We start from the raw sequence: 12,015 nt of genomic DNA on the forward strand, positions 1-12,015 counted from the left end.
TGAACTCCGGAACAAATAAAAAAAGCCAGCATGGTTAGCTGGCTTTGTGGATAGATGGGGAGAGGGAAGCATTACCATCTGGTACAGCGGGCAAGATTTACCCGCTTCTTTTTGTTTTCTTCCTTTTTTTCAGTGATCGTACTTCTCCACGGCCAAAGGTTCTGGCATTCCCAGGCAGGACCAGACGGGCACAGGCATCAATTTTGGTGATGTAGCTCAACGCCTGAAGTAACCCTTTATCCTTACTGTTGTCACCACGCTCCAGTTTGCCAAGGCAACAGTTCGTATAACGATCTTTGTGCGCATTGCAGTTGTAGTAAGTGCCTTTGCCTTTGGTGATGGTGTTTTTCCAGCATTCCCCGAAAGCATGAGCAATCACGCCATCCTGTTGTGCTTTGTTGCCATTTAAGATAAACAGCATGTGATAATGAAATTTACGTTGTGGGCCATATTCCAGTTTCCACACTGTCCCGAGCACATGACGAAACAATGGATTCTTTTGCATGTGACGAAACAGCTGCTGACGATGCTTACGGGCATCATCAGCTGTGATGTCAGCCTTATGCTCATTTGCCCATGACAAATCTATCCGCAACACCAGCAGTCGGGAATGATGCTCCTGCAGGTGCCTGATGTAATTCATCACTCCCTTCAGGTTCTTCACTGCAACCCGATGGTACTTTCTGAATGTCTGTTTAAACCCTGCCTGACTGACTGCATGCCGGTAGTCCTGCACCAGTTTGTTCAGCATCTCTGCCGTGTTAACGGAATCTGCTCCCACTATTTTCCCGTTATGGATACGGGCATATAAATCAGCGTTATTAAATAAACGCTGGAATGTCGAAATGCGTGGATTAGCTATTCGTTGTTTCATTGCATCTTGCGGCAGCATATTGAGATAACGGATGGCATCAAGAATGATGGCTGATTCTGCACTCTCTTTATAACCGGAGCGGTTATACAGGATAGTGAAGGGTAATTTACGTCTTCTGCTGATATCTTTAAGGCAGCTATCCAGCTGTTCTAACTTGAATCTGAACTCATTGTCATCAGAGATGATGATGTGGGGAGTGTTATTCTCAATATGATACTCAGCATGAGATAACAGGAATGATTCGGGTAAGTCCATAATGTGCATCCTGAAGCCAGTCAGTAATGGCTGACTGGCAATCTATCAGTGTGGTTATTGAATGAGTGTCTATAGCTGATATTCAGTATGGATAGTAATGTCAGAAATAGTGTCTGTGTGATAACAAAGTCTAACTGTATGACGCTATTAATGAGTGTGATTTATCGTGTTGTATGGAGTGATATTGATTGGTGATTGAATATGTTAATTGATGATTGAATATGGATTAAATATAATAATAAATAAACCGACTTTGCAAATCACATCAAGACTATATGCCATAAGGCATGAGAGCATAAAAGCAGGATGTAAAGTTAGTGACCTCTTTCATCACTATCTTGAGTGTCTTTTATGCTCTTGAATTATTAATACGGGCTTCTAACCATTCTTTTACTTCACGTTCAATCCAGCGGGAGCTACGGCCAAATTTAACAGGCTTTGGGAATTTCCCTTCCTGTACCATTTTATAAAACCACTTATCGGACAGGCTGGTCAGTTCAGTAATGAACTGCATGCTGACAAATTTATCTTCGTAAATATTAATCGTGCTCATGACATGTCTCCGGAGAAAGTTTCAGGAGGGCGCCGGATGGCATCCTTTCATGTCATAGGCTTCGTATGTATGACTTTACTTTTTATTTAATCCGTTTTCTGCAATACATCCATACGCACATTCATTACACACAGAATATGGCTGCTGGCCTTTTCTCTCACACAGCCTGGCTTGTATTGCGAGTGCTGTTCATCTCCATGAACAGGGGGGAGATACCACTCCCACCCACATCAGTGAGCTATGAAGAAAGGATTGAGGTAACATTGAAGTTGATGATTGGTACGTAAAATGTCACGTGATATGAGGCTATGCCCATGAATTCAGGGTGTGTAATCTATTCTTTCAACGTAAAAACAGCACAGTTATCGTGTAAGAATTGGTTCTTTATCATGTATAATGCTGCGTTTTTAGTGCGTAATGATTACGTAGTAATCCATGGCGATGAAGGACCATATTGTATGAAGGTACCTGGTGACAGTGTTTCAGAGAGAGACATCAGAAGGTGTCATTTTTATATCCGTCACATGGCTGATAATAAAATCCCTGTTCATTCATTTGACTATAATCCTGATGAAGTCTGCGAGTCCATTAATCAATCCCTGCGCAATCATCTGGCATCATCTGTTGAGCGGGCCAGGTTTATTGAAAATATGAAAATAAAATGTGATTACTCGCTGGTGAGGATTGAAGACTTTAAATGGCTGGATGTAGATGAACGGGCTGCTTACTGGTTCTGGTCATTTTTTCTTTCCCCAAGGGAAATGACCGTTCATATGCCCTCCGCATCCAGTTCTTCAAATGTTCCGGATATATCATTCCCATATCCAGTCACTCCCCCGGGAAGTATCCTGCCGCTCAGTATTAATACATCTCATAAAAGCCGGGTGGATTCTATTGTTCAGTATTTTGACCAGTGGAAACTTGACAGGCATGTGGATGCCCAGCTTTTTTCTCAGGGCTTTTCTCCCGCAAAAATGAAATCGCAGATTATCATTCAATTAAAGTCCAGATGGTCGGAAATATACAGTGAGAAGGACCCGTTTGGGTTTATAAAAGACAGGTCGGATGAAAATATGTCATGGGCCTGGCGCTATATAAAAAACTATCCTCATCCATTATTTGATCACAAAAGTCTGGCTCCTGCATCAAAGAAAGAAACCGAACTGGCACTGTACTGCGTATGGGACACTGCACCTGATGATGGCATTGCAAAGAAATACTTCATGTCTGAGTTTAAAAAAGCATGGAGTCAGAAAAAATTCAGAGACAGCAGTAAAGACACCAGGGTGCTGAATACTCGACTGCCAAAGGATGTGAAAGAGAAACTGGACTTTATGTCCAGAAAATATAATAAAAGCATTGCTGACATGGTAAGTTATCTTATCGAAGGTGCATATCGTTCTCAGAGTAAAGATAAATAAGTCACAAACCTCCTTGTATCATTCAACTATCCTGGGTTGATTTTATGTCAGCCCGGATAATCTCGCCTTATTACAGATAATTTCAAGCCTATATCACCCACATGAATCAGTCAGGTGAATGTCATTCGGTTGCTGCAATTGATTGATCTGCCACACCGATCGATGTCTTACTAGTGATAGCTTTAAACTATCAATTTCCATTTGTTGATCGATTTTTATATAGGTAATAACGATCAATTCCTGGAAACTGATCTGTAATAACGATTATCTCATCCCTCTCCAAATGCATACGATCAGGTGGCCTTTTGTGCAGCAAAGGGCCACTTTTCGTTTGTAAAACAACAGTAAGGAATCTCTATGTTGAAGGTCACTTCTGCACTCTTTCTCAGTGCAACCTTGTTCACCGCGACTTCGCACGCGGCCATTCAGGAACAGCAGTGGGGTAACTGGTTTGGTAATACCAGCGGAATGGAATTTTCTATAAACGCCGACAATGATGTTGGTGAGCGCATTACCTTCACTTGCAACGAAGGTCACCTGGGCGTCACCTACAGCAAGCCAGACAGAAATTTTCTCGTATCTTCTGGTGCTGGACTGAAAGAGCCGGGGCTGAACATCAACTCAACCCATTATCGATTAGGCGAAACTGCATTTATGGCGCTCAAAAACACCGGTGATGAAGGCGTGCTGGAAGTCACTGAAGCCAGTAAACCATTGTCAAAACCGTTCAAAACCGCAGGTCTTCAGGAAGCGCTGAAAGAGGTAACCTGGCAAGACTGCATCAGCCGTTAAGCACCTTTCTTCGCCTATTTTTCAAAACAGCACAGTTTGCTGTTTTAACCACTTGTTGCTGGAGTTCGGATACGCCCAGCAGAGCCAACAACAAACGTCCTCAGGGTGTCACTATGACAGAGTTCATTTCACGCTTATTTATAATCTCAGTGCTTTCGTTTCCTGCTCTAAGTTTTGCCATCACCATTCCCGGTAATATTCACCCAGAGCGATACACGTTCTTTCTGACAGATAACGGGGGTGAAATGCTTCGCGAAATGAACGATGCAGCAGTCAGCGTAAAACTCAACAACAAAGTTGGTTTTAGCGCTGAGGCACAAAGCAAGGCTGCTGCTGCGAACATATCTCCTTTGCTATATGCAGCTTCACCGCTTGAACAGAACTTTATCCGCTACGACGGTAAGCCGGTTAAGGCTCTGACCTGCCTCATCACTACCCGCACAATGCCGGGTCAGAATAAAAATTACACCTGGGAGGAAACTTACTGCCTTGATGAAACCGGTGCTGCCTACATCGGCACAAAAGGCTGGCCGTCACGCGGCATCGTCGAAAAGAGCTGTGAGGTGGGTGCCTCCGGTTGTCCTGTATATCTTGGCCTGAACAATGATCCACCGACCCTGCGGAATGATGCTGCGCAATATATTCCTTACAGCAGTAAACGCGTAAGTGGGCAGAAAGAAAGTAACTCTCAGCCAAAAGCAGCAACTGGAGAAATCGTCGCAGAGCAGGATGGTTATGTGGTGAATTACGTCAAAGCCAGCAGTTGTGCTGACAATAAACTGATTGTCAGAAACACAAGCTCCGGGAAAACTGCCGCAATTGCAGGATTAAATGGTTGCTCTTTCGACCCGAAGAAAAATGCAGTAATTATCTTTCCTCTAAATGAATACGTCGGTGTTTACAGTGGCCCCACAAACGCTTCTGAGGAAATAGCCTCCGTCGATCTCCCCTGATTACTCACCTGGTCCGGTATGCGCTTCCTGCGGTACCGGACGTTTTATGGACAGACCTATGAAAAGCCACAAATTCCCGGACGATACAGCGCCAGATAATGCACCTCTGGATCTGACCTGGCCCGTTGTTTTCAGCGTCGCGGGACTCACTCTACTAAGAAGTAAGTCGGTCGTATGCCAGACCATGGGAGCCAGCCTGATGACCTTTAGCCTGATAAGACTCATAAAAAAACTCGCCATTCTTGCCTGAAAGTTGATTCCCGACAAAAGCTGAAGTGTTGCGTTATCAAAGGGCTGGCTTCAATAGCAGAGGGCAGGATTAATGATGATGCCTTGGTTTTATCGGTATGCGGCAAAGCGTATGAACACCTGCCTCCCGTCATAAGGCGAGTCGTGAAGTACGAATGGTGCATTCGATGCTTCCAGTACGGTAAACCTTTCATTCTACGTCGATTACAACATTACCAGTCCGACGAGCTAATCCCGCCGACATTACCTGACAGTGAACTGTCGCCACAGCAAGAGCAGCCACTCGCTACTCCTTGAATGCCCTCCATAGCCACTTCACGGAAGTGGCTTTTATGCCCATTTATAAAGGAATTAACTATGACTCGTTTAGCCAGCCGCTTTGGTGCGGTCAATCTTGTTCGCCGCGACCGCCCGTTAACCCGCGACGAACTGGCGCATTATGTGCCAAGCGTCTTCAGCGAAGAAAAGCATGAATCCCGTAGCGATCGCTATACCTACATTCCGACAATTACCCTTCTCGATAACTTGCAACGCGAAGGCTTCCAACCGTTCTTTGCCTGCCAGACACGCGTGCGGGACCAGAGCAAGCGAGAGCACACCAAACACATGCTGCGCCTGCGTCGCGAAGGCCAGATCACTGGCAAACAGGTGCCAGAAATCATCCTGCTTAACAGCCATGACGGTTCAAGCTCATACCAAATGTTGCCCGGGTTATTCAGATCGGTTTGCCAGAATGGGCTGATTTGCGGTGAGTCTTTCGGAGAGGTGCGCGTGCCGCATAAAGGCAATGTGGTGGAGAAAGTCATAGAAGGGGCTTACGAAGTACTGGGGATATTTGATCAAGTGGAAGAGAAGCGTGATGCCATGCAATCGCTGATATTACCGCCACCTGCACAGCAGGCAATGGCGAAAGCGGCATTAACCTATCGCTTTGGTGAAGAGCATCAGCCGGTGACGGAAATGCAGATACTCTCTCCACGCCGCTGGCAGGATGAAAGTAATGACTTGTGGACTACTTACCAGCGTATTCAGGAAAACCTGATTAAAGGTGGGCTGTCCGGTCGAACGACCAGGGGTCAACGCTCCCATACACGCGCCGTTAAAGGCATCGACGGAGATGTGAAACTTAACCGTGCCCTTTGGGTGATGGCCGAGAATATGCTGCAACTTGCCTCATGAAGCTTTTTATCAACCCTATCTTCACGCCCTGCCACTAAACCGGCGGGGCTTTTTGATTTAAGGAGCAATTATGTCCACACTCAATTTATCCCCGGTATTCCTGCCAAATGAGCAACGCGTTATCCGTCGGGCGTTACGACTATTGGAAAAGTATCAGCGCCAGCCGAATGAGTCTTTTACTTCCACCTGCTTCACTAAGACCTGGCTTCAGCTACAAATGGCTCACATGGAGCGGGAAGTTTTCATCGTGATGTATCTCGACAATCAGCATTGCCTGTTGGAGCGAGAAACGCTGTTTACTGGCACGATTAGCCATACCGAAGTACATCCTCGCGAGGTGGTGAAGTCAGCCCTGAAACATAACGCCGCTGCGGTCATTCTGGCGCACAACCATCCGTCCGGCACGACAGAAATCAGTCAGCAGGACAAACATATTACTCAGAGGATTATGAAAGCCCTGGCTCTGGTGGAAGTTCGTGTGCTGGATCATCTTGTAGTGGGAAACGAGGTTGTGTCATTTGCTGAGCTTGGTTTGCTTTAAAGGGAGGTTTTCATGTCATTTATACCAGCCCATGAATGGGGGCTAAAAAGCGATATTGTTCCACGGTTTGGTGCCAGATTAGTTCAGGAAGGCAACCGGCTACATTACCTGGCAGACAGGGCTGGGTTGATGGGAATGTCCAGCGATACCGAATGTTTTAAACTGGAGGAAGCATTTCCGCACTTTATCAGTCAGATGGAATCAATGTTGACCACTGGCGAGCTGAATTCCCGCCATGCCCATTGCGTCACCCTGTACCACAACGGTTTCACCTGCGAAGCCGATACCCTTGGCAGTTGCGGCTACGTTTACATCGTCGTCTATCCCACTCAACGCTAACTAATTTTGAAAGAGCAAACATGAATACTCTACCTGTAATCATCCCACAGGCGGCGAAGCAATGTCTGCCGCCCGTAACTGTCTGGCAAATGTTACTTACTCGCCTGCTTGAACAGCACTATGGTCTGACGCTACACGACACACCTTTTAGTGATGAAGCCGTCATACAGGAACATATCGATGCCGGTATCACTCTGGCTAATGCCGTTAACTTTCTGGTGGAGAAATATGAGTTAGTCCGTATCGATCGCTGTGGATTTTCCTCACAGGTACAAGCACCATATTTGACTGCGACAGACATTCTTCATGCCAGGAAAGCGTGCGGGCTGATGAGCCGGTGTTCTTACAGGGAGGTAAGTAATATTGTTCTTAGCCGATCACGGCTGTGAGGAGATGGAGATCTGAGAAGGTTTCCACGATACGTGAAGAATTTGATGAGATTAACGACTCGATGAAAGGCTCATCGAGTCGTATGAAAAACAAGGTGGGGGCACAAAAGGGGGCATTTATAAAGATGAAACAAGAAAATATTTATATTTATCAAAGGATATTGGTGGTTTGTTATGTTCCTATTATCGCACCATATTTTAAAGCAGTCTTCCGACAATCAAATAAACAACATTTGTCCCTTGTGCATCAGCCATTACACTCCCCTGACAGCCCCGACAAACCATCACAAATCTCCTGCAGCTCATTAAACATCCTTGCCACATGGAAACCATCGCACACCGAGTGATGCACCTGCACCGCCATAGGCAACAACACTTTCCCGTCCTGCTCGTAGTATTTTCCAAACGTGAACATAGGGGAAAAGAAGTTCTTCATGTGCGCAATGTTCATCGTAAAGTTCGTAAACGTTACCCAGGGAATAGACGAGACGAAAAAGATATTTTCTCGGGACTCTTCCTTCGGCCAGTAAGAAAGGTTATTACCATAGCGTGCAACATCTTCTGCATACGTATTCTGGAAGTGCTGAATATTGCCGTCGAAGTGGCTCCACAGTGACGAAAACGTCTCCGTTTCAGGATGGAAAATGGTATAGCTTGGATGGATTTCATTCCATACGACAAGCTCATTGTCCTTCATGGCCATACGGAATTCCGAATGCCGGTTCATGATTTTAGAAAGGAGGAAAATAATCGTCGGATAAAACTTCCAGCCGACCTCTTTGATATGTTTTCGCAGCGCGGTAATGTCGATCAGAACCGTTTGGTTAATTGTACACTCGGCAAATGACTGGAATACCTCAAAATGCTCCTTCCTGGCCCAACGAGATAAATCAACAGGCGTGTAGTCCGGGACTGTTTTTTTCATTTTATAACCTTTGATTATCAATCGCCTAAAGGGTTTTGGGCCAGCAAAATCCGCGCAACCATTTCAACCGTATCTAATCTTCCTGTCAATCTCAGCCTGTGGTTTTCCGAACAGATATCCCTGTACGAGATCGCAGCCAAGCGCCTGAAGACGCTCAAGCTGCGCTTCGGTTTCAACACCTTCCGCAATGACCCGCATATTGAGGCTCTTCGCCATACCGGTAATCAATTTAACGATATTAAGGGCGTCATCCTGCGTGGATATCGGATTCACAAAGGATTTGTCGATTTTAATTTTATCAAAATTCAGTTCACTCAGTCGTGAGAGCGACGAATAACCCGTTCCGAAATCATCGATAGAAATTTTTACACCCAGCGTTCTGAGCTTTTTGAGAATAGTGAGCGGCGTATTGCTGTCACTGAAGAGCGAAGATTCCGTAACCTCTAACTCAAGTCGGCTGGCCGGAAGTCCTGTCTCCTTCAGGATGGACTGTACCATCGTCGTAAATGATTTCGTGCCCAGCTGAACGGGTGAGACGTTCACTGAGATCCTTGCCGGAACGGCCCAGGAAACCGCTTCCCGGCAGGCAAGCTCAAGCACATTTTTGCCGATCTGATTGATCATCCCCGTTTTTTCAGCGACAGAAATAAAGTAATCAGGTGACAGTATCCCCTTCACCGGGTGTATCCAGCGAATAAGCGCTTCATAGCCGTAAATTTCATTGCTGAATGAATCGACAATAGGCTGGTAATAAACAACGAATTCATGGTTATCGATCGCCAGTGCCATATCATGTTCAAGGGTTCTGCTTTCCTGCAACTTTTGCAGCATCCACTGACGGAAGACTTTTATCTGCTGTGAACCCTCTTTTTTGGCTTCGTAGAGCGCCAGATCGGCAAATTTATAAAGATAATCAGAGCGCCGTTCATTATCAGATAACACGATACCCACACAGGTGGCGATTTTTATCAGCTGGTTATTAATCGTATAGGGCTGGCTGATATGTTCGCTGATTTCTTTGGCGCGCGAAACGGCTGCTGTTTCGGTGAGGCCACTGGACAGAAGGGCGAACTCGTCTCCGCCCAAACGATAAAATGTATCCGTGGCGCTGCTCATTGAGGTGAGTCGTCTGGATACCTGATTCAACAGCAAATCTCCGGCATCATGGCCATAGGTATCGTTGACCTCTTTGAACCGGTCTAAATCAAATAACATCACCGTGACGGGGATGTGGTTTTTATCGGCCTGGAGATTAATTTTGTTGAGATCGTCCCAGAAGAAAAGACGGTTTTTCATGCCGGTGAGGGAGTCATGATAAACATCATACTCCAGCTTCGAGTTCTGAATTTGCAGCTTTTCTTTTGATATCTGAAGCTCGTCAGCAAGGCTTTTAACCTGCATGTGTGCTTTGAGAATGTTTTTATTCTGGTAGATCATTAAGAAGCCAAGAATAAAGCTTAATATCACCAGGAGTAATGAAAGCGCGGAATAAATATAGTAAAGAATCTGTATTTTATGGTTGGATTCATTAACCGTGTTAATATCTTTTGTTAATGCTGTTGCAGAGAGCTGGCTCAGCGGTGCATCGAGAGCATGCATATTTGTCAGGTATGCCTGTAACTCAGGATGGCTCATGTTTTCAAGATGGCTATCCAGATAGGTCAGTATTTGCTCTAAGCGTAAAGCGAGCTCCTGATGCGTTTTATCGCTGTTAATATATCGACCTAAATCGCCCCCCTTCATTAAATCGCCCTGACTGAGCATAATTTCGAGACGCATGCGAACCTGGTCTATCGTAACGTCATCGGTATCGGTTGCGTATAGACCAAGCCATGATTCAAAACGGTAATACTCTGATACCAGTTGTGCCACGGACCAGGACTCAGTGTATTGAGTCAGTTTTTGCAGTTCCTGCTGACGATCGTAAACAAGAAATGCAATATATCCTGTCGTGATAAAAAGAGAAAAAATGATACCAACCAGTATCCTGTTCATTATGTTCTCCTGAACGGCTACTCAATCTTCATTTTGCTAACCTGCCATGCTGATCGCGAGTAATAAATCTGATTATTCAACTCAGGAAGACTGTCATAGGGGTATACAATGAATGATGGACCTTTATCGCGGATGCGCATATATTCGCCATTGACCTTTAAGGCAAGTATGGCGTTGTATTTTTTGAAGTCACTGAGAGGGATCACGGTAGAGTAATCATTGAGCGCAATAACATTAATGTTAGTACCCTTCGCACCCACATAATCCATGAGTTTGTTCATTGGAACACCCTCAAACTTAGTACGTCCATTATACCAGGGGGATGTAGTCTCGAAACTCACCATGCCCAGTTTTTCAAGGCTGGCGAGATCAAACACTGCTTTTCCATTTTCATTCGTATTTTCTATATTACCGTAAATCGTTAAAATGGGTTTACCAACTGGTTTTGGCAGATCGCCAGCCCAGGTTACACTTTGTACCAGACAGCATAACAGCAGTAGGGTTAATCGCATTTTGGCCTCCACTTTTTAACAGAAGTATAAGAATTATAATTTAGATATCACACTAGTTTATATATTTTGTTGAGCAGCAAGGCCTTTTATAGTTTTTATTGATGTAAATTCAATGAAATCAGTATGTTGGGTCGTTGTGATGCCAGGGTGTTTGGCAGTCTAAGGACGCTCAAATTTTTGAGAAAAGCTAAAGCTGCTTGCATAACCTCTCTTGTGTTTAAAAAACGATCGCTTTTATTGATTGTTATTATCTCATACCACTGATTTTACCGATGATGAAAACGACGAGCGTGCAAACGCTCAGTGCAAGCCGTTCGTGGGTATAGCCCAGGCGGAAGTGACGCGAACAGTGCTGTCGATCTGTACAAAATTTGCTCATCTTGGGCGAGGAGACATAGACTACGCTGTGCCTGAATGGACGAATACTATCCTGCCGTTTTGCCCAGGCCATCAAACGCGCTAAAAAGGTGACTGCCTGCGGACTGAGTTTTTTTCTTATGCGATGGCAGAAAATGTAAATAATGAAGAGAAGGGGGTGTGAGATATTATCGATGAGATCGTCAGTTTACGGTTTCAATCTGTGTCTGAATAATTGCCTGATTTTTGGACGCTTCTTCCACTGGGAAGCGTCCACTTTTTTCTTTTCTTCAACCTGCTATTTTCCGGTATCTCGCTAATTATATCACTCGCCTGGTATGTTCAAAGCAGGAAGCCCGTCAGCCATGTTCTGTCAGGATGATTTTCAGGTAATTGTTCAAGGATATGAACTAACGTATTCTGGTTGTCCTTTCCGCTGTTGATAAATCTAAAGAAGTTGCTGTCACATTTATTTTTGTGATATTGCATTGTAGAGAACTCTTTTTTCCTTAACAAAGTGCGTTCTAACCAGCTGAACTTTTTAATTTCTCTTTCAAGATATTTCATTTCGGAAATTGAAAGGAATATTTTCTTATACAGAATATCCCGGCTGCCCGGCGTGTATGATTTACTGTCCATCAGATTTTCTCTGTTTTTATGATACTCACGTCCTTGTGCTGA

At 44.8% G+C, this 12,015-nt stretch carries 13 protein-coding genes; 7 read left to right on the forward strand and 6 right to left on the reverse strand.

What is annotated here, in order from left to right; translation table 11 throughout:
* Positions 1-97 precede the first annotated feature (97 nt).
* On the reverse strand, positions 98-1,129 hold the full coding sequence (locus tag KIF87_RS18345; RefSeq protein ID WP_213329984.1) for a YagK/YfjJ domain-containing protein: 1,032 nt from the start codon (positions 1,127-1,129) through the stop codon (positions 98-100).
* A gap of 349 nt (positions 1,130-1,478) precedes the next feature.
* Complete coding sequence (locus KIF87_RS18350) at positions 1,479-1,682, reverse strand: helix-turn-helix transcriptional regulator (RefSeq protein ID WP_213329986.1); 204 nt, start codon at positions 1,680-1,682, stop codon at positions 1,479-1,481.
* Between the two features lie 458 nt (positions 1,683-2,140).
* Here KIF87_RS18350 and KIF87_RS18355 point away from each other — a divergent pair, with 458 nt between their 5' ends.
* The 7 genes from KIF87_RS18355 (at position 2,141) to KIF87_RS18385 (ending at position 7,545) form a co-directional block, all read left to right on the forward strand.
* Positions 2,141-3,103, forward strand: coding sequence for a hypothetical protein (locus KIF87_RS18355; protein ID WP_213329988.1), 963 nt, complete (start codon positions 2,141-2,143; stop codon positions 3,101-3,103).
* 357 nt (positions 3,104-3,460) lie between these two features.
* Positions 3,461-3,895 carry a hypothetical protein gene (locus KIF87_RS18360; RefSeq protein ID WP_213329990.1) on the forward strand — a complete coding sequence of 145 codons (435 nt, stop codon included), beginning with the start codon at positions 3,461-3,463 and terminating at the stop codon, positions 3,893-3,895.
* A gap of 113 nt (positions 3,896-4,008) precedes the next feature.
* Positions 4,009-4,848: a hypothetical protein gene (locus KIF87_RS18365; protein WP_213329992.1), complete on the forward strand. Its 840-nt coding sequence runs from the start codon at positions 4,009-4,011 to the stop codon at positions 4,846-4,848.
* A 606-nt stretch (positions 4,849-5,454) separates the two neighbouring features.
* Entirely contained in the window at positions 5,455-6,276 is an 822-nt protein-coding gene (locus KIF87_RS18370; protein ID WP_213329994.1) for a DUF932 domain-containing protein, read from the forward strand.
* Between the two features lie 70 nt (positions 6,277-6,346).
* Positions 6,347-6,817: a RadC family protein gene (radC, locus tag KIF87_RS18375; RefSeq protein ID WP_213329996.1), complete on the forward strand. Its 471-nt coding sequence runs from the start codon at positions 6,347-6,349 to the stop codon at positions 6,815-6,817.
* Positions 6,818-6,829: 12 nt separating this feature from the next.
* Positions 6,830-7,156, forward strand: coding sequence for a type IV toxin-antitoxin system YeeU family antitoxin (locus tag KIF87_RS18380; RefSeq protein WP_213329998.1), 327 nt, complete (start codon positions 6,830-6,832; stop codon positions 7,154-7,156).
* Between the two features lie 20 nt (positions 7,157-7,176).
* A complete protein-coding gene (locus KIF87_RS18385) occupies positions 7,177-7,545 on the forward strand; it encodes a TA system toxin CbtA family protein (RefSeq protein ID WP_025800135.1) in 369 nt (122 codons plus the stop codon).
* Positions 7,546-7,792: 247 nt separating this feature from the next.
* Here KIF87_RS18385 and catA read toward each other — a convergent pair whose 3' ends face one another.
* The 4 genes from catA to KIF87_RS18405 all read right to left on the reverse strand — a co-directional run bounded on the left by catA (position 7,793) and on the right by KIF87_RS18405 (position 11,973).
* On the reverse strand, positions 7,793-8,470 hold the full coding sequence (gene catA / locus KIF87_RS18390; RefSeq protein WP_213330000.1) for a type A chloramphenicol O-acetyltransferase: 678 nt from the start codon (positions 8,468-8,470) through the stop codon (positions 7,793-7,795).
* 63 nt (positions 8,471-8,533) lie between these two features.
* Positions 8,534-10,465, reverse strand: a complete 1,932-nt coding sequence (locus KIF87_RS18395) for a putative bifunctional diguanylate cyclase/phosphodiesterase (protein ID WP_213330001.1) — start codon at positions 10,463-10,465, stop codon at positions 8,534-8,536.
* Positions 10,466-10,482: 17 nt separating this feature from the next.
* Positions 10,483-10,977, reverse strand: coding sequence for a putative pterin-binding protein (locus KIF87_RS18400; protein ID WP_213330003.1), 495 nt, complete (start codon positions 10,975-10,977; stop codon positions 10,483-10,485).
* Between the two features lie 699 nt (positions 10,978-11,676).
* Positions 11,677-11,973, reverse strand: a complete 297-nt coding sequence (locus KIF87_RS18405) for a hypothetical protein (RefSeq protein ID WP_213330005.1) — start codon at positions 11,971-11,973, stop codon at positions 11,677-11,679.
* Positions 11,974-12,015 lie beyond the last annotated feature (42 nt).

This window comes from Enterobacter sp. 120016 (assembly GCF_018383635.1).
Taxonomy (GTDB): domain Bacteria; phylum Pseudomonadota; class Gammaproteobacteria; order Enterobacterales; family Enterobacteriaceae; genus Enterobacter; species Enterobacter asburiae_D.